Raw genomic sequence first — 23968 nt, forward strand, 5'->3', positions numbered from 1 at the left:
TCAGGGCCTCGTACTCGCATCGGTCGAAGTGGTGCCGGTCGGCGGGACGGCCGGAACGGTGCCCGCCGTCCGGGGGATCAGTGAGTTCAGCAGGGCGGCGGCTGTGGCGGAGTCGTCCACGGTCACGGCGATCTCGCGGCCGCTCGCCCGCTTCACCACCAGCGCCTCGCCCGAGCGCAGGACGATCCCGGTGGCGCCCGGACGGATCCGCCAGCCCCATCCGCCGAAGTCGCCGAGAGGATTGACCAACCGGCTCGACGCCTCGGACATGTCGGCCAGGGGCACCTTCATCCGGGGCCGGGGGAGCACGGCGGGTGAGACGCTCAGACCGCCGGGGCCGACGGTGACGGTGAAGCGCGAGAAGCTCAGCGTCAGCAGCCCGACGAGGGCGAGCGGTACGGCCACCGGCCAGCCCACCGGCACGACCAGCGCGCAGCCCAGGGCGGTGAGCGCGATTCCGAGCAGGGCCTGTGGCCTGGACGAGACCGTGCGGGTCCAGCCGGCGACCTCGCCGTCGGCCAGGTCGAGCCGGCCGGTTGCCGCGCCGTCCTGGCCGGAGAGGCTTTCCGGCAGCGTCAGGCGCCTCGTGACCAGCCATCCGGCGAGGCCCAGGACCGCACCGACGAGCAGCGCACCGATCTGGTGCCACACCGGCATCCGGGCGTCGGCCGCCGCGTCTGTGGCGTCGGCGTTGACCAGGAGTACGGAGACCAGGGCGGACCCCACGAGTCCGACGGTCCCGTAGGCGGTGACGACCGACCAGCGGGCGAACGTCGCGCCGCGGGTGGCGGCGAGGACGAAGAGCGCGCCCGTGCCCCCCGTCAGTCCGGCGGACAGGACGGCGAATTCGGTCAGGCCGGTGAACCCGTCCGGGACGGTGCCGGCGAAGTGCGTGGCGAGCGGATCGGGCAGCCGGTCGCGCAGAACGGCGAAGAGCACCAGTTCCACGGTGAGCGCGACGGCGAAGGGAAGGGCTGTGAGCGCGGCCATGGTGCCGCGTCCTGTTATCTGCTTCATGTTTACCCCCTTGTTCGCATCATAGTAGAACAATAACGGGAAGGGGGAGTCAGGGGTGGGCTCGGCCGGGTGGAGGCCGGGCTCCGGCCTCGCGGCCCGGTCGGGAATCGCTTGAAAAGCGGGTGAGTTTACCCACCGGGATTGCCCGTCACACGCCGCAACACCATGTTTTGTTCGCCTGAGCGGCTGAAAGTTTGTTGATCTGTGGCCAGTTGAGGGGGGAGGGGGCCTACCCTTCACTGGGTGAACCAGTTGAAGTCCCGCGCGTCCCAGACCGAGGCCGAGCTGCCCGGGGGAGCCGCCCTGCCCGGCTCGCTGCCCGGTGGCCTGTCCGACGACCTGCGTGCCGAGCTGATCGCCTTCCGCCGTGATCTGCACATGCACCCCGAGCTCGGCAACCAGGAGTTCCGCACCACCGCGGCCATCAAGGCCCGGCTGGAGAGAGCGGGACTGGAGCCCAGGGTGCTCCCGACCGGGACCGGACTCGTCTGTGACGTGGGGGAGTGGGACGGCGTGACGCCGATGCTGGCCCTGCGGGCCGACATCGACGCACTGCCCATCCCCGACACCAAGGCCGGCGTCCCCTACCGGTCCACCGTGCCCGACCGCGCGCACGCCTGCGGACACGACGTCCACACGACCGCCGTCCTCGGCGCCGGGCTCGTGCTCACCGAGCTCGACCGGCAGGGGCTCCTGCCGCACCCCGTGCGGCTGCTCTTCCAGCCCGCCGAGGAGGTGCTGCCCGGCGGGGCGGCCGACGCCATCGAGTCCGGGGTCCTGGAAGGTGTCGGGCGGATCCTCGGGGTGCACTGCGACCCCAAGGTGGACGTGGGGAAGATCGGGCTCCGGATCGGCGCGATCACCTCCGCCTGCGACCGGCTCGAGATCATGCTCGACGGGCCCGGCGGGCACACCGCCCGGCCGCACCTGACCACGGATCTGGTCACCGCGGCCGCCCGGGTCGCCGTCGACGTGCCCGCCCTGCTCGCCCGCCGGGTCGACGCGCGCTCCGGGCTCGCCGTCACCTGGGGGCGGCTGGAGACCGGACACGCACCCAACGTCATCCCGCAACACGCCGAGCTGTCCGGGACCGTCCGGTGCCTCGACCTGAACGCCTGGCGCGAGGCGCCGGACCTGGTCCACGCGGCGATCGACGAGGTGGCCGGAATGCATCGGGCCAAGACCGTGATCAACTACATCCGAGGCGTGCCGCCCGTCGTGAACGACGCCGAGTCGATCGGCCTGCTGGACGCCGCCATGACCGCCCGGCGCGGATCGTATGCGATCGAGGACACCGAACAGAGCCTGGGCGGCGAGGACTTCTCCTGGTACCTGGAGCACGTCTCCGGCGCCATGGCCAGGCTCGGAGTGCGTACGCCCGGCGACACCCGCGGTCTGGACCTGCACCGGGGGAACTTCGATGTCGACGAGGACGCGATCACGGTTGCGGTGGAGCTCTTCACCGCCTCCGCGCTGCTCGACGGCAACCGCTCGTAACCGGACAGGACACCTTTCGTTCGCGACGATCCGATAACGGCTTCCGTACAGGTCATTATCTGACATCTACGCGCGTTACGATCGCGGCGAAACCAGCGCCGGAAGAGGCGCTTCGGTCAGGTTTGAAGGAGCCTTCCCTTGCGCCGGATCACCAGGATTGCCACCGTGGGCGTTATGTCCGCGGCGCTCGCGCTCAGCGTTACCGCGTGTGGCGAATCGTCCTCCTCGTCGAGCAGCAGCTCCGACTCCAAGGACAACAAGGCCGCCATCGCCTATGACATCGGCGGTCGCGGCGACCAGTCGTTCAACGACGCCGCGTTCGCGGGTCTGGACCGCGCCGAGAAGGACCTCGGGGTCAAGGGCACCGAGGCCGAGCCCTCCGAGGGCGAGTCGGACGCGGACAAGGTCCAGCGCCTCACCTCGCTGGCCCGCGCCGGCAACAACCCGGTGATCGGCGTCGGCTTCGCCTACGCGCCCGCCATCAAGAAGGTCGCGCCGAAGTTCCCGAAGATCACCTTCGGCATCATCGACGACGCCTCGGTGACCGGCGACAACATCGCCAACATCGTCTTCAACGAGGAGCAGGGCTCCTACCTCGCGGGTGTCGCCGCCGCCAAGGTCACCAAGACCAAGACGGTCGGCTTCATCGGCGGTGTCGAGACCCCGCTGATCAAGAAGTTCGAGGCGGGCTACGCCCAGGGCGTCAAGGACACCGACCCGTCGGTGAAGGTCGTCCCCCAGTACCTGACCCAGCCGCCGAACTTCGACGGCTTCTCCAAGCCCGACCTCGGCAAGGCAGCGGCCCAGGGCCAGCTCGACAAGGGCGCCGACGTGGTCTACTCGGCGGCCGGTCTGGCCGGTTCCGGTGCGATCGAGGCCGTCTCCAAGGCCGGCAAGTGGAACATCGGCGTCGACTCCGACCAGTACAGCCAGGAAGGACTCGCCGCCTACAAGGAATCCATCCTGACCTCGGTCACGAAGGACGTCGAGGACTCCGTCTTCAACCTGATCAAGTCGGTGCAGGACGGCAAGCCCGAGACCGGTGAGGTCCGCTACGGCCTCGACAAGGACGGCGTCGGCCTGGCCATGTCCAACCCGGCGTTCACCAAGATGACCGAGGTCATCGCCGCCGTGGACGAGGCGAAGAAGGCGATCATCGACGGCAAGATCACCGTCAAGACCGCCCCGTAACGACCCCGGTCGTACGGACGGAACCCCGTGGGCCCGGAGCGCGCAGCGATGCTGCTCCGGGCCCACGGGGGTGCTCCTCGAAGAAGTTCCGCCCGATGCAGTGCTCTCTCGGACAGGCTCGAACCCGGCGTTCTGGCCGTGCCAGGCGCATGCGCTTGACGATTCGGCAACGCTACGCGTGTAGACAGCCCTCTGGCGCGATAACTTCACCCAGCCCCCCTGCCCCTCCGCTCCCGCTCCTGTCCGGCCAAGGAGAGTGCGTCATCAACGCGTCCAGCAGCCCCCCTGCCGTAGAACTGCACGGCATCACCAAGCGTTTCCCCGGCGTCGTCGCCAACCATGACATCGGCATCACCGTCCGCAAGGGCACGGTCCACGCCCTCGTCGGCGAGAACGGTGCCGGCAAGTCCACCCTGATGAAGATCCTCTACGGCATGCAGAAGCCGGACGAGGGCACCATCGCCGTGGACGGCGAGCAGGTCTCGTTCACCAACCCGGGCGACGCCATCGCGCGCGGCATCGGCATGGTGCACCAGCACTTCATGCTCGCCGACAACTTCACCGTCCTGGAGAACGTCGTTCTCGGCGGCGAGAAGCTGCACGGCATCGGCTCCGCCGCACGCAGGAAGATCAAGCAGATCTCCGACGCGTACGGCCTGGGGGTCCGGCCCGACGCGCTCGTCGAGGACCTCGGGGTCGCCGACCGCCAGCGCGTGGAGATCCTCAAGGTCCTCTACCGCGGCGCCCGCATCCTCATCCTCGACGAGCCGACCGCGGTGCTCGTCCCGCAGGAGGTCGACGCGCTCTTCGCGAACCTCCGCGAGCTCAAGGCCGAGGGCCTCACCGTCATCTTCATCTCGCACAAGCTCGGCGAGGTCCTCTCGGTCGCCGACGAGATCACGGTGATCCGGCGCGGTACGACGGTGGGCACCGCCGATCCCGCGCACACCACCACCAAGCAGCTCGCCGAGCTGATGGTCGGCAGCGAGCTGCCGTCGCCCGAGACCCGCGAGTCGACGGTGACGGATGTGCCGATGCTCCGGGTCGAGGGGCTCTCCCTGACCGTGACGGACCCGGACGGGGTCGTCCGTGACGTCCTGACCGACGTCGACCTGACCATCCACAAGGGCGAGGTCCTCGGGATCGCGGGTGTCGAGGGCAACGGCCAGACCGAGCTGATCGACGCGCTCATCGGCATGAAGTCGGCCGACAGCGGGGTGATCATCCTGGGCGACGAGGACATCTCCCGTGTGCCCACGCGCAAGCGGCGCGAGGACGGCATCGGCTACATCCCCGAGGACCGGCACCGGCACGGAGTCCTGCTGGACGCGCCGCTCTGGGAGAACCGCATCCTCGGCCACGTCACCGAGAAGCCCAACAGCAAGGGCTTCCTGCTGGACCCCAAGGCGGCGCGCCACGACACCGAGCGGATCGTGCGCGAGTACGACGTCCGCACCCCGGGCATCGAGGTCACGGCCGGCTCCCTCTCCGGCGGCAACCAGCAGAAGCTGATCGTCGGCCGCGAGATGAGCCACAACCCGAAGCTCCTGATCGCCGCCCACCCCACCCGTGGTGTGGACGTCGGCGCTCAGGCGCAGATCTGGGACCAGATCCGCGCGGCCCGCCGCGAGGGGCTCGCCGTCCTGCTCATCTCGGCGGACCTGGACGAGCTCATCGGGCTCTCCGACACCCTGCGCGTCATGTACCGCGGACAGCTCGTCGCGGACGCCGACCCCGCCACCATCACCCCCGAGGAACTGGGCTCGGCCATGACCGGTGCCGCCGCCGGTCACCTCGAAGCAGCACCGGAGGACGAGGCCCGATGAGGAAATTCGACAAGGACCGCCTGATCCTGGGCTTCGCCGGGCCGGCGCTCGCCCTGGTCGTGGCCTTCGCGCTCAGCACCCTGGTGCTGCTCGTGTCGAACCGTGATCCGTTCGAGCTGTACCGGCTGCTGTTCGAGCAGGCGTCGTACTCCGACGTGCAGGTCCTGATCATCAACCAGGCCGGCACGTACTACCTCGCCGCCCTCGCGGTCGCGGTGGGCTTCCGGATGAACCTCTTCAACATCGGCGTCGACGGCCAGTACCGGCTCGCGGCGATGATGGCGGCCCTGGTCGGCGCGAGCGTCGACCTCCCCGGGCCGCTCCAGATCGCCCTCATCGTCATCGTCGCGATGCTGGTGGGCGCGTTCTGGGCAGGTATCGCGGGCATCCTCAAGACGACCCGGGGGGTGAGCGAGGTCGTCGCGACGATCATGCTCAACTCCATCGCGACCTCGCTGATCGCCTGGCTGATCCTCCCGAAGAACTTCGGTGACCAGGCAGCCGGTTCCAACAACCTGACCACGGGCGAGATCCCGGAGTCCGGCTGGTTCCCGGGGCTGTCCATGGGTGCCGACGCCGGAGAGATCTACGGCTTCACCTTCGTCGCCGCCGGCTGCGGCCTCGTGTACTGGTTCGTGCTGAACCGCACCCGTTTCGGCTTCGACCTGCGGGCCACGGGAGCCAGCGAGAGCGCCGCCCAGGCCTCCGGTGTGGACGCCAAGAAGATGATCCTCACCTCCATGCTGATCTCCGGCGCGGTCGCCGGCCTCGCGGGCATGCCGACGCTGCTGGGCGACACCCACACCTACAGCCTCGACTTCCCCGTCGGCATCGGCTTCACGGGCATCACCATCGCGCTGCTCGGCCGGAACCACCCGGTGGGCATCGCCCTCAGCGCCCTGCTGATCGCGTTCCTGGACAAGGCCTCGTCCCCGCTCGACCAGTTCGGGTTCGAGAAGGAGATCGCCACGATCATGCAGGGCCTGATCGTGATCTCCGTCGTCATCAGCTACGAACTGGTCCGGCGTTACGGGACCCGGCGTCAGCAGCAGAAGGTCGGCGAAGAGCTCGCCGCCGGCCACTCCCTCACCACCGAGAAGGAGGCGGCCCTGTGAGCACCAAAGCCCCTGCCGCACGCGTCGCCGCCAAGAAGGGCGGACGCCGCAAACTCTCCCTGCCCGTCGTCCTCCTGATCATCGCCGGTGCGCTCGCCCTCGTCTCGCTGGTCCGCCTGATCAGCGGCGCGAACGACGTGACCTCCGTGGGCCAGGTCGCGGGCGCCCTGGAACTCGCCGTCCCCATCGGCCTCGCCGGCCTCGGCGGTCTGTGGGCCGAGCGCGCGGGCGTCGTCAACATCGGCCTCGAAGGCATGATGATCCTCGGCACCTGGTTCGGTGCCTGGGCCGGATTCCAGTGGGGCCCGTGGGCGGGCGTGCTGTTCGGCATCATCGGCGGCGCGCTCGGCGGTCTGCTGCACGCGGTCATCACCGTCACCTTCGGCGTGAACCACATCGTCTCCGGTGTGGCGATCAACATCCTCGCCGTCGGCGTCACCCGCTACCTCTCGAACTTCACCTTCGCCGAGGAGCCGGGCGGTTCCTCCAAGCAGTCGCCCCGGCTGGAGGAGATCGACAAGATCACCATTCCAGGCCTGTCGGACTGGATGCAGGACCTCCAGCAACACCACTGGTTCTTCGTCTCCGACCTCGCCGGCATCATCGGCGGGCTGGTCACCGGCCTGTCCCTGCTGACCGTCATCGCCCTGCTCCTGATCCCCGTCACCTGGTGGGTGCTCTGGCGCACGGCCTTCGGCCTGCGACTCCGCTCCTGCGGCGAGAGCCCGGTGGCCGCCGAGACCCTCGGCGTGAACGTCTACAAGTACAAGTACATCGCCGTCACCATCTCGGGCGGTCTGGCCGGCCTCGGCGGTGCCTTCCTCGCCCTCGTCGCCACCAGCATCTACCAGGAGGGCCAGACCGGCGGCCGCGGCTACATCGGTCTCGCCGCGATGATCTTCGGTAACTGGATGCCGGGCGGAATGGCCCTGGGTGCCGGGCTCTTCGGCTTCACCGACAGCCTCAAGCTGCGCGGCGGCGCAGAGAACGTGCACGCGATGCTGCTGCTCCTGGCGATCCTGCTGGTGATCGCCGCGGTCTGGCAGCTGTACCGCAAGAAGTACGTCGCAGCGGTGATCTCGGCCGCCTGCTCCGCGCTGCTGTTCACCTGGTACGCGCTGACGGACCAGGTCCCCAGCCAGTTCGTCGACGCCGCCCCCTACGTCACCACGCTGCTCGTGCTCGCGCTGTCGGCGCAGCGGCTGCGGATGCCGAAGGCGGACGGTCTGCCGTACCGCAAGGGCGAGGGCAAGTGACACCGCCCGCCGCGGACGCCGGCCCGGTCGACTGGGAGGCGCTGCGCACGGCCGCCCGGGACGCGATGTCCCGGGCGTACGCCCCGTACTCGGGCTACCCGGTCGGCGTCGCGGCCCGCGTCGACGACGGGCGCACGATCGTCGGCTGCAACGTCGAGAACGCGTCGTACGGCATCGGCCTGTGCGCCGAGTGCGGCCTGGTCTCCCAGCTGGCCGCCACGGGCGGCGGCCGGCTGACCCACTTCACCTGCGTGGACGGCACGGGCTCGGTGCTCGTGCCGTGCGGGCGGTGCCGGCAGCTGCTGTACGAGTTCGGAGGGCCCGAGCTCGTCCTGGAGACCCCGGACGGTCTCCGGACGCTCGACGAGATGCTGCCGCAGGCCTTCGGGCCGCAGCACCTGGGGTAGTACGGGGAGGGGCCGCCGGGGTTCGCCCGGCGGCCCCTCCCCCCTCGCTCACCGGGTGCGGGCCGGCTCGTGCCCGGCGGGAGCGTGAAGTTCCGTACCGGGTGGCCGGCTGCGAGCCGTTCGGTGATCCATCATTCTCTATGCGCGTAGAGTCATTCGGGACTCTTGCGTACGTAACCGGCCGGAAGGACTCCCTCCCATGGACGTAATCTCCGTCATCCGCACCAAGCGGGACCGCGGCGAGCTCAGCCCCGAGCAGATCGACTGGGTCATCGACGCGTACACCCGCGGCGAGGTCGCCGACGAGCAGATGTCCGCGCTGGCCATGGCGATCCTGCTGAACGGCATGAACCGTACGGAGATCGCCCGCTGGACCGCCGCGATGATCGCCTCCGGCGAGCGGATGAACTTCGACGCGCTGTCCCGCCCCACCACCGACAAGCACTCCACGGGCGGTGTCGGCGACAAGATCACCCTGCCGCTCGCCCCGCTCGTCGCCGCCTGCGGCGCGGCCGTACCGCAGCTCAGCGGCCGGGGCCTCGGCCACACCGGTGGCACGCTCGACAAGCTGGAGTCCATCCCCGGCTGGCGGGCCCACATCTCCAACGCCGAGATGCTGAACGTCCTCGACACCACCGGCGCCGTGATCTGCGCGGCGGGCGACGGACTCGCCCCCGCGGACAAGAAGCTGTACGCGCTCCGCGACGTCACCGGCACCGTCGAGGCCATTCCGCTCATCGCCAGCTCGATCATGTCCAAGAAGATCGCCGAGGGCACCGGCGCGCTCGTCCTGGACGTCAAGGTCGGCTCCGGCGCCTTCATGAAGACCATCGAGGACGCCCGCGAACTGGCCTCCACCATGGTCGCGCTCGGCACGGACAGTGGCGTGCGGACGGTCGCGCTGCTCACCGACATGTCCACCCCGCTCGGCCTGACCGCGGGCAACGCCCTGGAAGTCCGCGAGTCCGTCGAGGTCCTCGCGGGCGGCGGCCCCCAGGACGTCGTCGACCTGACGCTCGCCCTGGCCCGCGAGATGCTGGACGCCGCCGGGCTCAAGGACGCCGACCCGGAGAAGGCCCTCGCCGACGGCTCCGCCATGGACGTGTGGCGGCGCATGATCTCCGCCCAGGGCGGCAACCCGGACGCCGAGCTCCCCGTCGCCCGCGAGCAGCACGTGATCACGGCCCCGTCCTCCGGTGTGCTGACCCGCCTGGACGCCTACGGCGTCGGTGTCGCCGCCTGGCGCCTCGGTGCCGGCCGGGCCCGCAAGGAGGACCCGGTGCAGGCGGGCGCGGGCGTGGAGCTGCACGCCAAGCCCGGCGACACCGTGACCGAGGGGCAGCCGCTGCTGACCCTGCACACGGACACCCCCGAGAAGTTCGAGTACGCGCTGAAGGCGCTGCCCGGCTCCTACGACATCGCCCCGGGCGGCACGCCGTTCACCGCCACCCCGGTCGTGCGGGAACGTATCGCCTGACCTGCGGTCTCCCCTTCCGGGCGAACGGGACCGGTGGAGCACCACCGGTCCCGTTCGGCGTGCCGGACCCGGTGACGCACCGCAAGGGGGGGCCCGGCACGAGCGCACCCACCGGGGACGTCCCCGGTGATCCGGGCCACGGGCACGGGCCCGAGCGATGAGTTTCGGGTGGCGCGCCGGTCTCTGTGGTGTGGATGCCCTCACTCCGAACGCCCTCGTCCTCACCGGCCGCGTCACCCGCGCCGATGTGCCGGCACTCTGCGCCCGGCTGCAGGCCCTGCTGGACGGCCGCGCGGTCGCGGTGCCGCCCGCCGCCGCGACCGTCGTGGACTGCGACGTGGGCGGCGTCATACGCCCGGATCTGGCCCTGGTCGAGGCGGTGGCCCGGCTGGGGCTCGTCGCACGCCGTGCCGGGGACGTCGAGCTCCGGCTGCGCAACGTCCCGGCCGAACTCGCCGCCCTGCTCGACCTCGTGGGGCTCACGGACGTGGTGGGTCACATCCGGGCCGACCCGGAGTGACCCCGCTCAGCGGACCACGGCGAAGTAGCACACGTGCTGCACCGCCCGTGTGTCCGGCGTCCCGGCAGGGAGCGGTGGCGCGGTGCCCGTCACGGACGACGGTGACGTGTCGCACGAGCCGCCCTCCGGCTGAGGCCCCGGGGCGGCGTCCCCCGGAGCGCTGCCGGAGGCCGGCGCCGGGCGCGGGCCCGCCGTGGCGGACGGCTCGCCCAGCCACAGCGCGGCCGCCCAGCCACCCGCCACGAGCAGCGCCCACCCGGCCACCACCGGTCTGCCGATCCTCACGACGCGGCGTCGTCCAGACGGTCCGGGAACCCGAACAGGGGGAACCAGCGAGGGGTGTCCAGGAAGCAGTGCATCCCGGAGATCGCGCCGTCCGAGATGTCGATGACCTGCACCGCCCACGGCACGAGGCCCCGGCCGTCCGGATCCGGCTTGTACTGGGCGAAGGCCGGGGTGCCGTTGGCCACCGTCGCCAGCAGCCGGGATCCGGCGCAGGACGCGCCGATGCTGAGCATGAAGCCCGTGATGTCGTCGTGCCCCCGCAGCCAGAGGTCGAACGGCGGCATGGTCATCACGGCGTCCTCGTGGAGGAGCGCGGTCAGCGCCGCCATGTCGTACCCCTCGAACGCCGCCACGTACCGGTCGAGGAGCTTGCGCTGCTCCTCGTCCAGCGGGTTCGCGGTGTCCGGGGCTGAGCTGTCCGTGTCCGCCAGCGTGGCCCTGGCCCGCTGCAGGGCGCTGTTGACCGAGGCGACCGAGGTGTCGAGCAGCTCGGCGACCTCGCTCGCCCTCCACGCCAGGACCTCGCGCAGGATCAGCACCGCGCGCTGCTTGGGCGGCAGGTGCTGGAGCGCCGCGACGAACGCCAGGCGCACGGACTCGCGGGCGACCGCGGCCTCGGCCGGGTCGGCCACCGACGGCAGGATGCGGCCGTCCGGCACCGGCTCCAGCCAGGTGTTCTCCGGGAGCGGGTTGAGCGCGGCCTGCGCCAGCGGGGTCGGGCCGGTGAGATCGACCGGCCTGGCCCGCTTGTTGCCCGCTTTCAGCATGTCCAGGCAGACGTTCGTCGCGATCCGGTAGAGCCAGGAGCGCAGCGAGGAACGGCCCTCGAACTTGTCGAAGCTGCGCCAGGCGCGGACGAGCGTGTCCTGGACCGCGTCCTCCGCCTCGAAGGCCGAGCCGAGCATCCGGTAGCAGTAGCCGGTCAGCTCGACCCGGTGTCCCTCCAGACGGCTGTCGATGTCGGCCGTCGCCGCCTGATCGCTCATCGCTCCACTCCACCCCTGTTGCGCTGTGACACCGCTCACCCGGCACTGTGGAAGCTACCCCAGGGCACTGACAACGGGGTGGGAAGCAGGTAAGCCGCAGCTCAGGTGCCGGGCTTGCGGCCGTACACGAAGACGTCGTCGCCCTTCTTCAGCAGGCTCCAGTACGACTTCGCGTCCGACGGGCGCATGTTGACGCAGCCGGCCGACCCGGGGTTGTTGTACATGGACTTGGTGACCGAGTGGAACGCCTGGCCGCCGTCGAAGAACTGCGCGTAGGGCATCCGCACGTCGTAGAGCGTCGACCAGTGGTCGATGTTGCGCCAGTAGATCTTCGTCGAACCGGTCCGCGTCTCCGCGCCGTTGCGTCCCGTCCGCACCGCCACCGGGCCGAACTTCAGCTTGCTGCCGTCCTGGATCCAGCTCAGCTGCCGGGTCAGGTCCACGCAGGCGATGCGCCCCTTGTTCGTGGGGCACTTCTTCGCGGCGTTGGGGTTCTTCCCGGCCGCCTTCTGGGCGGTGATCGTCTTCATCGTGCGCCAGGTGACCGGACCCGCGTACCCGACGGCGGGCGTGATGCCCTTCGCCACCTGGAACGAGCGGATCGCGTTGCAGTCCGCCGTCGACTGACGGCCGTCGGCGGTCCGCTTCAGGTACTTCTCGACCTGCTTCTGGTACGGGCCCGTCCCCGCCGTGCAGGACGCCGCCTGGGCGGCCGTCCCGGTGCCCAGCACCAGCGCCGGTGCGGCCAGCAGCCCGGCGACGGACAGCGCGGTGCCGCGCCGCATCCGTACGCCGTGTGTCTTCCCCGTGATTCCCATGTACGTCCGCTCCCCTTCGCGTGTCCCGTGCGGTGCCGTGACTCCGCTTGTTGGACGCGCACGGGGGAGCCGCGGTTGTGCTGCGGCAGGTCTCAGTTGTGCAGCGCCACCGCGCGCGGTGCCCGGCGGTGTTCGGTCCGCGCCGCCCGGGTCCCGAGGAGCGTGATCGACACGACGCCGAGGACCGCGACGAGGCCCAGGGCGACGGTGCCCGCCCACCCCCCGGTGTGGAAGGCGACCGCGCCGAGCGTGCCGCCCACGCTGGAGCCCAGGTAGTACGCGGACTGGTACAGCGCCGACGCCTGGGCGCGGCCCGTGGTCGCCGTACGGCTCACCGAGGACGAGGCGACCGCGTGTCCGGCGAAGAAGCCCGCCGTGATCAGGACCAGGCCGAGCAGGACGGCGGCCAGCTGGCCGGCCAGGGAGAGCAGCAGGCCCGCGGCGGTCGTGGAGACGGCGAGGTAGAGCGCGCCCCGACGGCCCAGCCGGGCGACCAGCCGGCCCGCGGCGGCCGAGGAGACCGTGCCGACCAGGTAGATCAGGAAGATCGAACCGACGATGCCCTGCGGGAGGTTGAACGGCGCCTCGACGAGCCGGTAGCCGATCACGGTGTAGACCGCGCCGAACACCGTCATGAACAGGGCGCCGATCGCGTACAGCCGGCGCAGCAGCGGGTCGGAGAGGTGGGTGCCGACGGTCTTCGCCAGCGCCTTGGGGTTCAGCGAACCCGGAGTGAAGTTCCTGGCCTTGGGGATCATGAAGTGGAAGACGACCGCGCACGCCACCGCGAGCAGCCCGACGGCGCCCAGCGCCATCCGCCAGCCCCACGCCTGGGCGACCCAGCCGGAGAGGATGCGGCCGCTCATGCCGCCGATGCTGTTGCCCGCCACGAACAGTCCGATCGCCGCCACCAGGGCCTTGGGCCGCACCTCCTCGGCCAGGTAGGCCATCGCCGAGGCGGGAAGTCCGGCCAGCGCCGCGCCCTGGACCGCGCGCAGCGCGATCAGCCAGCCGAGCGACGGGGCGAAGGGGATGAGCAGCCCGATCAGTACCGCGACCGTCAGTGAGGCGGTCATCATCTGGCGTCGCCCGAAGCGCTCCGAGAGGGCACTCAGCGGCAGGACGCACAGGGCCAGCGCACCCGTCGCCGCGGAGACCGTCCAGCTCGCCTGTCCGGCCGTGGCGCCGAAGGAGGCGGAGACGGCGGGCAGCAGGGCCTGGGTGGAGTAGAGGAGCGCGAAGGTCGCGATCCCGGCGGCGAAGAGCGCGAAGCTCATGCGCCGGTAGCCGGGGCGGCCCGGCTCCAGGCGGTCCGGGCCGACCGGAGCGGCGGGAGCGGCCGGAGCGGCCGGGGTGGCGGTGGTGGCGGATGACGGAGCGGAGGCGTCCAGCGCGATGGTGGACGCCCCGGTACTGGCAGGAGGCATACGACGAACGTAGGCCGAGCGGTTTCATGCGTCCAATGCATGAAACCGCCATAATCGTTCCCATGGTGCATCAGTACAGCTCACAGCCTCGGCTGTCACCGAGCGGTTACGAAGAAGACATCCGGGCCGTGCTCGCGCCACGCCTCGCGTACTTCGAGGCGGTGGCCCGGCACGAGCACGTCACCCGCGCCGCGCACGAGCTCGGCGTACCGCAGTCGACGCTGTCGCGGGCCATGGTCAGGCTCGAACAGGACCTGGGCGTGGCCCTGTTCGCCCGCCGGGGCCGGACGGTCTCCCTCACCCCCGCGGGCCGCACCTTCCTCGGCTCGGCCGAACGCGCGCTGGCCGAGGTCGAGAAGGCGGCCGACTCGGTTCGGGCGGACGCCGACCCGACCGCCGGCCGGGTCGCCTTCGGCTTCCTCCACACCATGGGGTCCGAGACGGTGCCCGCGCTCATCCGCGCCTTCCGGGTCGACCACCCCCGGGTCCGCTTCCAGCTCGTCCAGAACTACGGCGAGGCGATGATCGAGCGCCTACGGGCGGGCGGCCTCGACCTCTGCCTCACCTCACCCGTCCCGGACGCCCCCGACCTCGTCGCGCGCCGACTCGACGAACAGCGGCTGCGCCTGGTCGTTCCCGACGACCACCGGCTGGCCGGCCGCAGGCGCGTCCGGCTCGCCGAGGCCGCCGACGAAACGTTCGTCACCCTCGAACCCGGCTACGGGCTCCGGCGGATCACGGACGACCTCTGCGCGGAGGCCGGCTTCACCCCGCGGGTGGCGTTCGAGGGCGAGGAGGCCGAGACACTGCGCGGACTGGTGGCGGCGGGGCTCGGGGTGGCCCTGCTGCCGCCTCCCGCGGTCGCCCGGCCGGGCGTGGTCGAGCTGACGGTCACCGCGCCGCGCGCAGCCCGTGAGATCGGGGTCGCCTGGCTGGACGGCCACCCCGACACCCCGCCGGTGGCCGCCTTCAAACGCTTCCTGCTGTCCCGCAGGGGGCACCTGCTGCCGGACTGAGCCACGGGAACGGGACGTCAGTGGTGCCGCAGGGATTTCCCGAAACCCGCCGCCAACGGCATCCGCAGACCCAGCGGCGGCGGCGCGGCGAACGCGTCGGCGACCGGCCGGGCGTACGACCGGGAGAACAGTGACCCCCGTACGAAGTCCGCTGCCAACGCCACCACTTCGGCCCGGTGCTGACGCAGCGCGTGCCCGTCCGAGTGGACCTCGAAGCGGCAGGTGCTCCGGTTGGCCTTCTTCGCCCGCTCGGCCAGCCGGTAGGAGAGCTCCGGATCCGTCCGCGCGTCGTTCGTGCCGTGCACGATCAGCACCCGGCGCCCCGCCAGGTGCTTCACCGGCTCGGGCTCCGGCGCGCCGGCGTCCGGCAGCCAGGGGGCCATCGCCAGCACGGAGGTGACGGCCTCGTGACCGCCCGCCCGCAGCGCCGCCCGGCCCCCCGTCCCGTGCCCGACGAGGCAGACCGGGACGTCGCCGTAGCGCCGTACGACCTCGTCGGCGGCCCACCGGGCGTCGGTCACCGGATCCGCGCCGTCGTTCCAGCCGCGGCAGCGGTAGTGCACCACGTGCACCGCGAGACCGTCCTCCTGGCCGGCCCGCGCCAGCGTCCGGGCGAACGGGAGCTGTACCGCGTACGACAGGGTGGAGGGACGGCGCCGCGAATCGGGCTCGCCGTCCGGGAGCAGCAGGACCACGCCGCTGACCTCAGGTGGTGCTCCAGCCGTGTGAACGGCCCGTCCCAGCCTCGCAGCAGGCAGGGGAAGTGCGCGCTGTGCCATGACAGAACAGTGTCAGAAGGGCAGGTGTATTCCACTCGACTTCGCGGTCACTGTTACGCATCGGCAGCCAGCGCTCTACGCGCGTAGGCGCTACAGTGCCCCAATGACGAGCCAGACCCTGAACGTCCCCGGTCCCGACCAGATCCGCCGTGCGCCCAAGGTGCTCCTCCACGACCACCTCGACGGGGGCCTGCGCCCCGGAACCATCGTCGAACTGGCGCGTGAGCAGGGCTACGACGCTCTGCCCGAGACCGAACCCGACAAGCTCGGCATCTGGTTCCGCGAGGCTGCGGACTCCGGTTCGCTGGAACGCTACCTGGAGACGTTCGCCCACACCTGCGCCGTCATGCAGACCCGCGACGCCCTGGTCCGGGTGGCCGCGGAGTGCGCCGAGGACCTCGCCGAGGACGGCGTCGTCTACGCCGAGGTGCGGTACGCGCCCGAGCAGCACCTCACCGAGGGTCTGACCCTCGAAGAGGTCGTCGAGGCGGTCAACGAGGGCTTCCGCGAGGGTGAGCGCCGGGCCCGTGCGAACGGCCACCGCATCCGCGTCGGCGCCCTCCTGACCGCGATGCGGCACGCCGCCCGCGCCCTGGAGATCGCCGAACTCGCCAACCGCTACCGCGACCTGGGTGTCGTGGGCTTCGACATCGCGGGCGCCGAGGCCGGCTACCCGCCCACCCGGCACCTCGACGCGTTCGAGTACCTCAAGCGCGAGAACAACCACTTCACCATCCACGCGGGCGAGGCCTTCGGACTGCCGTCGATCTGGCAGGCCCTGCAGTGGTGCGGCGCCGACCGGCTCGGCCACGGTGTCCGCATCATCGACGACATCGAGATCGCCGACGACGGCAGCGTGACGCTCGGCCGCCTCGCCTCCTACGTACGGGACAAGCGCATCCCGCTGGAGCTCTGCCCCACCTCCAACCTCCAGACCGGCGCGGCGGCCTCGTACGCGGAGCACCCGATCGGCCTGCTGCGGAAGCTGCATTTCCGCGCCACCGTGAACACGGACAACCGGCTGATGAGCGGTACGAGCATGAGCCAGGAATTCGAGCGGCTGACCGAGACTTTCGGATACACGCTCGACGACATGCTGTGGTTCACAGTCAATGCGATGAAATCAGCGTTCATTCCTTTCGATGAACGTCTGGCGATGATCAACGAGGTCGTCAAGCCCGGGTACGCGGAGCTCAAGTCCGAGTGGCTCTTCCGCCAGACGGCCGCGACCAGCGGTTCTTCTCCCGTCGTGGGCTGAGTGAACCGAAAAGGGAACGGCCGGGACCACTGGAGCCCGGCCGTTTTCCGTGTTCCGGCATGTTTACGGGAGGGGCGGCGGGCTGCTTACGTTGCGGAGCCGCTCACATCCCCTTCCCCAAGGATGAATTTCACATGAAGCAGTCTGCTGTCAGGATTCTCGGTGTCGCCGCTCTCGGTGCCGCTTTCGCCGCCGCCGGTGCCGGAAGCGCCTCCGCCGCCGCGGTGCCCGTCGACGCCGCGGCCGCCGCGCTGCCCGCCGGTCTCGCGCTCGACTCCGTGACCGACGCGCTGCCCGCCTTCCAGAAGGCCGCCGGCGGCCTGCTGGACAAGCAGGGCGGCAGCAGCGACCTCTCCGCCCCGGCCACCAACCTGCTCGGCGGGATGCCCGCGGGCGGCCTGACCGGTGGTCTGCCGCTCGGCGGCTGACCACCCCGCACGCACTGATGGGGCGCACACCCGGTCCGGGTGTGCGCCCCATCGTGACGTCGTCGTGCCCTCCCCGTGGTCCCGCGGGTCACCAGGCCGTCGCGGACGAGGCCTTCTCCGACGGCAGCAGCAGCCACAGCGCCAGGTAGAGCAGGAACTGGGGGCCGGGAAGCAGGCACGAGACCAGGAAGATGACACGCATCGTCCCGGCGGAGGTGCCGAAGCGCCGTGCCAGCGCTGCGCACACTCCACCGATCATGCGTCCGTCACGGGGGCGGGCAAGTGCGGCCATGGTGGGCTCCTTCGCGAACCGTTGCGGGGAGCGGCTCCGTCGCGCTCCCGGTACCCCCATAGTGACTCCGCGAAGGGGTGCAAAGCATCGCTCTACGGGGCGATACCGACCCTGGGAATCGTCGGGGTCGCCCCCTGAGGGGCCTCGTTCCTGAAGGACCGCAGCTCGTGCCCGAGGTGCGAGAGGTCACCGGCGCCCGCCCGGTTCCCCCGGCGCAGCCGCGCCCGGCTCACCGGGACGACCAGCAGATGGGCGAGCGCGATGCCGGTGGTGTTCAGCAGCATCGAGTCGACGTCGACGACCTGCCCCGGCACCCCGGTCTGGCCCAGTTCGATGGCCATGGAGATCAGCGCCCCGGCCGCGACCGTACGGGCCATCGAGGCCCACGGGGAGACCAGCAGCCGCCCCCCGGCCATCGGCAGCAGCACGCCCAGCGGGGCCAGCAGCAACAGCCCCTCGCCGATCCGGCGCGCCGCCTCGACCGGGCCGAGGGCCAGATCGGCCCTGATCCCGGCGAACGGCTGCAGATTCGCGGCCGTCACCCAGGGCACGTCCAGCGGGCGCAGTGTCAGCCAGCCGACGAAGAGCAGATGCGCGAGGAGGAGGACTGTCCCCGCCGCGCGGAAATGGATGACGGCCCGGCCGCCCGAACTGTGACGCACGTCCACCAAGACGCCACGACCGGCAGGATCGGTTCCGCTCGTCTCCGGGGAGGCTCTGTGACGAGCGGCACGGACGGGGCGTGAAGGGATCGTGCGGCAGGGACCCGGGAACACGGCCCGGTCGCCGGCGCCGGCGTACGGCGGGAGGACGAGGCCCCTGCCGGGGTCCCGCCGTGCCGGAGGACGCCACAGCCGCCAGGGACCCTGGGCAGGGACCGCCGAAGGCTCAGGAGAGCTCCACAGCGCCCAGCGTCGGTACGTTGTCCGGCCGGCTCTTGGTCTCCGAGGTGCAGAGGTAGGCACGCGGGGCGTACGTCCCCGGCCCTCCGAGGACCACCGAACCCCCGGTGCCCAGCGCCTCGCTCTCCGCGTACGAGCACACCACCTGCGCGAGCGACTCCGCAGGCAGGTCCTCGGGCTGTTCGCTGAGACGCAGGGTGCCCGTCGGGTCGCCCTTGTGGGCCCCGCCGACCCGTAGCCCCGATGGAACGTCGGTGGTGAACCCCGCCCGCCGCTCGTCGGCGGACGGACTGCGCCGCAGCTCGTCGAGGAGGGCCTCCGCGACCGGGACCGGGCCCGACCGGCCCTCGTCCACCTCGACGGTGCGCTCCACCGTCACCAGCTGCGAGGCACAGACCAGGTAGATCCGGACCGCGATGCTCTCCTGCGGCGGCGCGCTCGCCTGCCCCGACGACGTCCGGCACGGTACCCGGGAGGGCGCGGCCCCGGCATCGACCGGCACCGACGTGCTCCTGATCCCGCATCCGGCCGCCAGCGCCGTACAGGCCACGACGGCCGCCAGCGCGGCGACCGCCCGGGCGCGGCGGTTCCCCGGAGCCGCGGGGCGCCCCGTCCGACGGCCCCGGCGGGGTGTGCCGTCCGCGCGCTCGCTGCGCCTCACTGGGTGCCGCCCTCCTCGTGCAGGTCCGGGTCGCCGTCCCCCGGGACATCGGCCGACCTCTCCGCGTCGCGCGGCAGCCGCAGGACGAACACCGCCCCGTCGCCGTCCGGCGAGTTGAAGGCGGTGATGTCGCCGCCGTGGATGTGCGCGTTCTCCAGAGCGATCGACAGCCCCAGACCGCTGCCCTCGGAACGCGGACGGGAGGCACTCGCCTTGTAGAACCGGTCGAACACATGAGGCAGGACGTCCTCCGGGATGCCCGGACCGTGGTCGCGCACCTCGATGACCAGCTCGTCGTCGTCGGTCCGCACCGCCACCCGGACCGGTGACCCGCCGTGCTTCAGCGCGTTGCCGATGAGATTCGCCAGGATCACGTCGAGCCGGCGGGGGTCGAGCCGCACCATCATGCCGCGCTCCGCGTCGAGGTCGACCGCGTCCAGCCAGGCACGGGCGTCGATGCAGGCGGTCACCTGGTCGGCGACGTCCACCGTGTCCACCACGAGGCGGGCCGTACCCGCGTCGAAGCGGGTGACCTCCATGAGGTTCTCCACCAGGTCGTTCAGCCGCCGGGTCTCGCTCACCACCAGATGCACGGCGGGAGCGATCATCGGGTCCAGGCTGTCCGCCTCGTCCTCCAGCACTTCGGCGACCGCGGTGATCGCGGTCAGCGGGGTCCGCAGCTCGTGCGACATGTCGGCGACGAACCGGCGGCTCGCCTCCTCCCGCGCGCTCATGTCCGCGACCTTCTTCTCCAGCGAGCTCGCCGTCCGGTTGAACGTGCGGGAGAGGTCGGCCAGTTCGTCGGTGCCGGAGACCACGAGGCGGGTGTCGAGCTTGCCCTCGCCGAGCTTGCGCGCCGCGTCACCGAGCCGTTGTACGGGCCGCAGCACGGTCGTCGAGGCGGCCTGCGCGAGGAGCGCCGAGCCGACCAGCGCCAGCGCAGTGGCGATGCCCAGGGACCAGGCCAGCGAATTGAGGTCCTGGCGCTCCTGGTCCAGGGACTTCAGCATGTACCCGGCCGGACCACCCCCGATGATCTTCGTGCCGGCCACCAGGTACGGGGTGCCGCCGATGCTCGTACGCTGCCAGAACAGGTGGTACTCAAAGGTGTTGGTGGACGTCAGCGGCTGCTTCTTGTTCACCTGCTTCTGCAGGGAGGCGGGCACGTCCACCTTGGTGAAGGAGTCGATGTCGGAGGACCCGACGATCGGCTTGCCGTCGTTGGTGTCGATCAGCAGGACGTGGTAGCCGGGTCCGCTGGTGGCCATCTGCTCCGCGGCGTCCTGGAGATCGTCCCCCGTGGGCCGCAACGGCAGCGCCGCCGCCCGGTTCTGCATCTGGCGGCGGAAGTCGCCGAGCGCCGTGTCCTGCGTACGCGTCAGGACGGCCTCACGGTTGAGCCAGTACGCGATGCCCGAGGCCGACACCGCGGCCGTCAGCGCCACCAGCGCGAACACGACGAGCAGCCGCAGCCGGAGACTGGTCCAGCGAAGACCCGCGAGTATGGAACGCTTCGCGGAATCGCTCACTGAGGCGAGTCCAGCCGGTAGCCCACACCGCGCACGGTACGGATGAGGGTCGGCGAGGACGGCACGTCCTCCACCTTCGCGCGCAGCCGCTGCACACACGCGTCCACGAGCCGCGAGTCACCGAGGTAGTCGTGCTCCCACACCAGCCGCAGCAACTGCTGCCGCGACAGGGCCTGGCCGGGCCTGCGGCTCAGTTCGAGCAGGAGACGCAGCTCGGTCGGCGTGAGCTGCAGGTCCTCCCCGTTCTTGGTGACGGTCATCGCCGAGCGGTCGATGACGACACTTCCGAAGGTCGCCGAGTCGGTCGACTCACGCTCACCTCGGCGCAGCACCGCACGGATACGGGCGTCGAGCACCCGGCCCTGCACGGGCTTCACCACGTAGTCGTCCGCGCCGGACTCCAGTCCCACCACGACGTCGATGTCGTCGCTGCGCGCGGTCAGCAGGATGATCGGCAGCTGGTCGGTGCGCCGGATGCGCCGGCAGACCTCGAAACCGTCGATCCCGGGCAGCATCACGTCCAGCACGACCAGGTCCGGCCGCTGCTCCCGCAGCAGCTCGAGGCCGTCCTCTCCCGTCGCCGCGGTGGCCACACGGTGGCCCTGGCGTGACAGCGAGAGTTCGAGGGCCGTGCGGATGGCGTCGTCGTCCTCGATCAGCAACAGGAAAGGCACAGGGGCCATTCTGGCCCATGGCGGTGCCGCGGTTCGACTGTGCCCCCTACTTGATCCGACGTATCCGGCACTCCCACACGTCCCGCACACACCCGGCATGCCCTGTGACAGGCCTGTGACAGTCGGGGGACAGGGCCATGAAACTGCCCCGGCAAGCTCATTGGCACAGGGAACGAACGGACTCCACCGATGGGGGGCGCGAGATGAACGCACTGCACAGCACCACCTCGAGCGCAGTTGCCACGCGTCTCCACGACGTCGGCCGGAGCACGGAGAAGTCCGGCGCCCAGGGGGGTACCTCCCTGCTCGAGCGGAGTAGGGAGCTCGGGGGAGGGCGGGGATGCACTCGCGGCGCCGGGCGTCAGCACTCGTCGTACCTGACCATGGTCGACGCGCCCACGGGGGGAAACGGGGGGAGCGGGGCCAACGGGGGAAACGCGTACGGGGAGGTCACGGGGGAGCGGAAGTCCAAGACACGGACCGAGGAAGCCGAAACGGCGTTCACGGCCTACGTCCAGGAGCGCCGCGCCTCCCTGTACGCGACCGCCTATCACCTGACCGGCGACCGGTTCGAGGCCGAGGACCTGCTGCAGAGCGCCCTCTTCTCGACGTACCGGGCCTGGGACCGGATCAGTGACAAGGCGGCGGTCGGCGGATACCTCCGCCGCACCATGACCAACCTGCACATCAGCGCCTGGCGCAGGCGCAAGCTGAACGAGTACCCGACCGAGGAGCTGCCGGAGACGGTGGGCGACACGGACGCGATGCGCGGCACGGAACTGCGGGCGGTGCTGTGGCAGGCGCTCGCGCGACTGCCCGAACTCCAGCGCACGATGCTGGTCCTCCGCTACTACGAGGGCCGCACGGACCCGGAGATCGCGTCCATCCTCGGCATAAGCGTCGGCACGGTGAAGTCGAGCATCTGGCGGTCGCTCCGCCGGCTGCGCGAGGACGAGGTCCTCAGCTTCGGCCGTGACGAGGAGGAGTCCTTCGGCGAGCTGGTGGCCTGAGGCGTACGGGGGAACGACCGCCGCGTCGGGGGAGGCGGCGGTACGGGGGAACGGGCCGCCGCTTCGGGGGAGGCGGCGGTACGGGGGCAGTACGTGGCGGGGTCGGACGGGCCGGGGGGTCCTGTCCGGCCCCGCTGTGCGTTCCCCGGCCCGGCCGACGTGACCGGGCGCGGACCGGGGTGAGCCGTGTCCGGGGTTCCGGACGGCGGGGCCGCCGCGGGAGGGTCTGCGCACCACGGCGCCGGCGAAGCCGGCCCCGCGGGAAGCCGGTTGCCGTCGGCGAGGGCGGCGGCGTGCGTCCGTGTACGGGCGCCGCGGCCCCCTCGCCCGCCCGGTTCGCCGCAGGCCACGAGGAGGGGTGCCCGACGTCAGGCCGTGGGTGCGGCCGGGGCCGCGGGGGTACGGCGGCAGCGGCCCGCCGCCGCGGCGGCCAGCCGGCCCAGGGCCTCGGGCTTTCCGCAGGGGTGCGCGCCCAGCGCCGTCTGCCGTGCCACGATGCGGCGTTCGGCCCACATCAGACGCCAGCCGCGCCGGAGCAGGAAGGGCACCGACTTGCGGCCCTCGCGCAGATCCCGCACCAGCCGACGCCGGAAGGTCGTCGACGGGCGCCCGCGCAGGCACAGCGCGTCCGCGAGCAGGCCCAGTTCCTGGCAGCGCGCCACGATGTCCGCCGCGAAGATGCCCTCGGCGACGAACAGGGGGGTGCGCTCGATGTCGAGCGCCTCACGGTCGACCCGGGAGCTCGTGGCGATGTCGTACACGGGCACGCTCGTCCGCCCCGACCGGCACAGCTCCGCTATGGCGGCGACCGCCGCGTCCGCGTCCCAGGACTGCGCCGAGTCCCAGTCGATGTCCGTACTACCGGTGACCACGGGCAGCGTCGGGTCGTTTCCCTCCTTGTAGAAGTCGTCCAGGTGCAGCACCGGCAGACCGGTGCGCGCGGCGAGGGACGACTTGCCGGAGCCGGAGGGACCGGCAAGCAGCACGACTCGAGTGGGGATCGGTTGGGAACTCACAGAACAGAAGTGTGAGGCATTGACCCGTGCAGGGGATCCCCGGGAGGCCCTGTTGGTATCGAGCATCACACCTCAACTACTCTGCGCGCACGAATGATTACTCGATCGGCCCGATCAGGTGGGAAAACATGGCACGTCATGCACTGTCCAAGCCCCGGCGTCGCGCGCTGCTGCGCGCCGGTCTGACCCTCACCGCGCTGGGCGCGGCTCTCGGCGCGGGGGGTGCCGTGGCCCAGGCCGCGCCGCTGCCCGTCACCCCGGCCACGGGGGAGGACAGCACCCTGGGGGCGGTCGGCGACGCGGCGGCGCCCGCGCTGACGAGTGCGCTCGGTTACGGGCTCGCCGGGGCCGTGTCCCCCGTCACCGACCTGCAGCTCGACCCGATGGCCGGGACGGGCGTGGACCCGCTGGACAACGCCGTGGGCACCCAGGTGGCCGACTTCAAGCCGGTCACCACGGCCTTCGCCACCGACCCGATCACCAGTGGCTCCTCACTCGGCGACCTGCCCGTGACGGGCCCGGCGGCGGCCATGATCACCGGCTGACGCCGTACACGGCCGCGGGGCCGCCCTCCGTCGGGA

General features: G+C 71.3%; 25 protein-coding genes. 13 read left to right on the forward strand and 12 right to left on the reverse strand.

The annotated features are described in order from the left end of the window. On the reverse strand, positions 1–1017 hold the full coding sequence (locus OG927_RS20540; protein WP_330320598.1) for a DUF1648 domain-containing protein: 1017 nt from the start codon (positions 1015–1017) through the stop codon (positions 1–3). Positions 1018–1269: 252 nt separating this feature from the next. Here OG927_RS20540 and OG927_RS20545 point away from each other — a divergent pair, with 252 nt between their 5' ends. The 8 genes from OG927_RS20545 to OG927_RS20580 all read left to right on the forward strand — a co-directional run bounded on the left by OG927_RS20545 (position 1270) and on the right by OG927_RS20580 (position 10306). Then, the gene (locus OG927_RS20545; RefSeq protein WP_209471276.1) at positions 1270–2514 is read left to right on the forward strand and encodes an amidohydrolase; all 1245 of its coding nucleotides are present in this window, start codon (positions 1270–1272) and stop codon (positions 2512–2514) included. Between the two features lie 138 nt (positions 2515–2652). Then, complete coding sequence (locus OG927_RS20550) at positions 2653–3705, forward strand: BMP family lipoprotein (protein WP_056796160.1); 1053 nt, start codon at positions 2653–2655, stop codon at positions 3703–3705. Positions 3706–3944: 239 nt separating this feature from the next. Then, positions 3945–5531 (forward strand): ABC transporter ATP-binding protein, encoded by a 1587-nt coding sequence (locus tag OG927_RS20555; protein WP_107103333.1) that lies wholly within the window; start codon positions 3945–3947, stop codon positions 5529–5531. Further along, on the forward strand, positions 5528–6646 hold the full coding sequence (locus tag OG927_RS20560) for an ABC transporter permease (protein ID WP_056796157.1): 1119 nt from the start codon (positions 5528–5530) through the stop codon (positions 6644–6646). The genes OG927_RS20555 and OG927_RS20560 overlap by 4 nt, the downstream gene beginning before the upstream one ends. Further along, positions 6643–7902, forward strand: a complete 1260-nt coding sequence (locus OG927_RS20565) for an ABC transporter permease (protein WP_056796152.1) — start codon at positions 6643–6645, stop codon at positions 7900–7902. The genes OG927_RS20560 and OG927_RS20565 overlap by 4 nt, the downstream gene beginning before the upstream one ends. Further along, positions 7899–8309, forward strand: coding sequence for a cytidine deaminase (locus OG927_RS20570; RefSeq protein ID WP_056796148.1), 411 nt, complete (start codon positions 7899–7901; stop codon positions 8307–8309). The genes OG927_RS20565 and OG927_RS20570 overlap by 4 nt, the downstream gene beginning before the upstream one ends. Positions 8310–8508: 199 nt before the next feature. Next, entirely contained in the window at positions 8509–9786 is a 1278-nt protein-coding gene (locus OG927_RS20575) for a thymidine phosphorylase (protein WP_056796144.1), read from the forward strand. A gap of 157 nt (positions 9787–9943) precedes the next feature. Next, positions 9944–10306, forward strand: a complete 363-nt coding sequence (locus OG927_RS20580) for an STAS domain-containing protein (RefSeq protein ID WP_056796141.1) — start codon at positions 9944–9946, stop codon at positions 10304–10306. A 6-nt stretch (positions 10307–10312) separates the two neighbouring features. Here OG927_RS20580 and OG927_RS20585 read toward each other — a convergent pair whose 3' ends face one another. From OG927_RS20585 to OG927_RS20600, 4 genes are all read right to left on the reverse strand, one after another. Continuing rightward, complete coding sequence (locus tag OG927_RS20585) at positions 10313–10591, reverse strand: hypothetical protein (RefSeq protein WP_242413145.1); 279 nt, start codon at positions 10589–10591, stop codon at positions 10313–10315. Beyond that, positions 10588–11577 carry a sigma-70 family RNA polymerase sigma factor gene (locus OG927_RS20590; protein ID WP_056796133.1) on the reverse strand — a complete coding sequence of 330 codons (990 nt, stop codon included), beginning with the start codon at positions 11575–11577 and terminating at the stop codon, positions 10588–10590. Before OG927_RS20590 ends, OG927_RS20585 begins: the two co-directional genes overlap by 4 nt. Before the next feature lie 101 nt (positions 11578–11678). Next, positions 11679–12395, reverse strand: coding sequence for a L,D-transpeptidase family protein (locus OG927_RS20595; protein WP_056796130.1), 717 nt, complete (start codon positions 12393–12395; stop codon positions 11679–11681). 92 nt (positions 12396–12487) lie between these two features. Continuing rightward, on the reverse strand, positions 12488–13822 hold the full coding sequence (locus OG927_RS20600; RefSeq protein WP_056796125.1) for an MFS transporter: 1335 nt from the start codon (positions 13820–13822) through the stop codon (positions 12488–12490). Positions 13823–13884: 62 nt separating this feature from the next. On the opposite strand from OG927_RS20600, the gene OG927_RS20605 reads away from it, so the two are divergent. Continuing rightward, a complete protein-coding gene (locus OG927_RS20605) occupies positions 13885–14838 on the forward strand; it encodes a LysR family transcriptional regulator (RefSeq protein ID WP_056796122.1) in 954 nt (317 codons plus the stop codon). A 17-nt stretch (positions 14839–14855) separates the two neighbouring features. Here OG927_RS20605 and OG927_RS20610 read toward each other — a convergent pair whose 3' ends face one another. Further along, entirely contained in the window at positions 14856–15617 is a 762-nt protein-coding gene (locus OG927_RS20610; protein WP_330320599.1) for an alpha/beta hydrolase family protein, read from the reverse strand. A 103-nt stretch (positions 15618–15720) separates the two neighbouring features. Here OG927_RS20610 and OG927_RS20615 point away from each other — a divergent pair, with 103 nt between their 5' ends. After that, positions 15721–16875 carry an adenosine deaminase gene (locus tag OG927_RS20615; RefSeq protein WP_056796114.1) on the forward strand — a complete coding sequence of 385 codons (1155 nt, stop codon included), beginning with the start codon at positions 15721–15723 and terminating at the stop codon, positions 16873–16875. A 134-nt stretch (positions 16876–17009) separates the two neighbouring features. After that, positions 17010–17303 (forward strand): hypothetical protein, encoded by a 294-nt coding sequence (locus OG927_RS20620; protein ID WP_209469848.1) that lies wholly within the window; start codon positions 17010–17012, stop codon positions 17301–17303. An 88-nt stretch (positions 17304–17391) separates the two neighbouring features. On the opposite strand, the gene OG927_RS20625 is transcribed toward OG927_RS20620, so the two are convergent. The 5 genes from OG927_RS20625 to afsQ1 form a co-directional block, all read right to left on the reverse strand. Further along, positions 17392–17595: a PspC domain-containing protein gene (locus OG927_RS20625; RefSeq protein ID WP_056796108.1), complete on the reverse strand. Its 204-nt coding sequence runs from the start codon at positions 17593–17595 to the stop codon at positions 17392–17394. Positions 17596–17687: 92 nt separating this feature from the next. Next, entirely contained in the window at positions 17688–18263 is a 576-nt protein-coding gene (locus OG927_RS20630; protein ID WP_056797695.1) for a VanZ family protein, read from the reverse strand. 220 nt (positions 18264–18483) lie between these two features. Beyond that, positions 18484–19158 (reverse strand): hypothetical protein, encoded by a 675-nt coding sequence (locus tag OG927_RS20635; protein ID WP_056796105.1) that lies wholly within the window; start codon positions 19156–19158, stop codon positions 18484–18486. After that, positions 19155–20687, reverse strand: coding sequence for a sensor histidine kinase (locus tag OG927_RS20640; RefSeq protein WP_056796102.1), 1533 nt, complete (start codon positions 20685–20687; stop codon positions 19155–19157). The genes OG927_RS20635 and OG927_RS20640 overlap by 4 nt, the downstream gene beginning before the upstream one ends. After that, positions 20684–21361 (reverse strand): two-component system response regulator AfsQ1, encoded by a 678-nt coding sequence (afsQ1, locus tag OG927_RS20645; protein ID WP_015578482.1) that lies wholly within the window; start codon positions 21359–21361, stop codon positions 20684–20686. Before afsQ1 ends, OG927_RS20640 begins: the two co-directional genes overlap by 4 nt. 203 nt (positions 21362–21564) lie before the next feature. On the opposite strand from afsQ1, the gene OG927_RS20650 reads away from it, so the two are divergent. Further along, the gene (locus tag OG927_RS20650; RefSeq protein WP_330320600.1) at positions 21565–22371 is read left to right on the forward strand and encodes a SigE family RNA polymerase sigma factor; all 807 of its coding nucleotides are present in this window, start codon (positions 21565–21567) and stop codon (positions 22369–22371) included. A 368-nt stretch (positions 22372–22739) separates the two neighbouring features. On the opposite strand, the gene OG927_RS20655 is transcribed toward OG927_RS20650, so the two are convergent. After that, positions 22740–23453 (reverse strand): uridine kinase family protein, encoded by a 714-nt coding sequence (locus OG927_RS20655; protein WP_330320601.1) that lies wholly within the window; start codon positions 23451–23453, stop codon positions 22740–22742. A gap of 62 nt (positions 23454–23515) precedes the next feature. Here OG927_RS20655 and OG927_RS20660 point away from each other — a divergent pair, with 62 nt between their 5' ends. Continuing rightward, the gene (locus OG927_RS20660; protein WP_056796093.1) at positions 23516–23932 is read left to right on the forward strand and encodes a hypothetical protein; all 417 of its coding nucleotides are present in this window, start codon (positions 23516–23518) and stop codon (positions 23930–23932) included. Positions 23933–23968: the final 36 nt, after the last annotated feature.

The sequence above is a fragment of the Streptomyces clavifer genome, assembly GCF_036345975.1.
In the GTDB taxonomy this organism is placed as follows: Bacteria; Actinomycetota; Actinomycetes; order Streptomycetales; family Streptomycetaceae; genus Streptomyces; species Streptomyces clavifer.

What these genes read in the sequence shown, in the direction of transcription:
- OG927_RS20540 (WP_330320598.1), bottom strand. Translation starts at nt 1,017, where the DNA reads ATGAAGCAGATAACAGGACGCGGCACCATGGCCGCGCTCACAGCCCTT.
- OG927_RS20560 (WP_056796157.1), top strand. Translation starts at nt 5,528, where the DNA reads ATGAGGAAATTCGACAAGGACCGCCTGATCCTGGGCTTCGCCGGGCCG.
- OG927_RS20575 (WP_056796144.1), top strand. Translation starts at nt 8,509, where the DNA reads ATGGACGTAATCTCCGTCATCCGCACCAAGCGGGACCGCGGCGAGCTC.
- OG927_RS20580 (WP_056796141.1), top strand. Translation starts at nt 9,944, where the DNA reads ATGAGTTTCGGGTGGCGCGCCGGTCTCTGTGGTGTGGATGCCCTCACT.
- OG927_RS20590 (WP_056796133.1), bottom strand. Translation starts at nt 11,577, where the DNA reads ATGAGCGATCAGGCGGCGACGGCCGACATCGACAGCCGTCTGGAGGGA.
- OG927_RS20595 (WP_056796130.1), bottom strand. Translation starts at nt 12,395, where the DNA reads ATGGGAATCACGGGGAAGACACACGGCGTACGGATGCGGCGCGGCACC.
- OG927_RS20600 (WP_056796125.1), bottom strand. Translation starts at nt 13,822, where the DNA reads ATGCCTCCTGCCAGTACCGGGGCGTCCACCATCGCGCTGGACGCCTCC.
- OG927_RS20605 (WP_056796122.1), top strand. Translation starts at nt 13,885, where the DNA reads ATGGTGCATCAGTACAGCTCACAGCCTCGGCTGTCACCGAGCGGTTAC.
- OG927_RS20610 (WP_330320599.1), bottom strand. Translation starts at nt 15,617, where the DNA reads ATGGCACAGCGCGCACTTCCCCTGCCTGCTGCGAGGCTGGGACGGGCC.
- OG927_RS20615 (WP_056796114.1), top strand. Translation starts at nt 15,721, where the DNA reads ATGACGAGCCAGACCCTGAACGTCCCCGGTCCCGACCAGATCCGCCGT.
- OG927_RS20620 (WP_209469848.1), top strand. Translation starts at nt 17,010, where the DNA reads ATGAAGCAGTCTGCTGTCAGGATTCTCGGTGTCGCCGCTCTCGGTGCC.
- OG927_RS20625 (WP_056796108.1), bottom strand. Translation starts at nt 17,595, where the DNA reads ATGGCCGCACTTGCCCGCCCCCGTGACGGACGCATGATCGGTGGAGTG.
- OG927_RS20650 (WP_330320600.1), top strand. Translation starts at nt 21,565, where the DNA reads ATGAACGCACTGCACAGCACCACCTCGAGCGCAGTTGCCACGCGTCTC.
- OG927_RS20655 (WP_330320601.1), bottom strand. Translation starts at nt 23,453, where the DNA reads ATGCTCGATACCAACAGGGCCTCCCGGGGATCCCCTGCACGGGTCAAT.
- OG927_RS20660 (WP_056796093.1), top strand. Translation starts at nt 23,516, where the DNA reads ATGGCACGTCATGCACTGTCCAAGCCCCGGCGTCGCGCGCTGCTGCGC.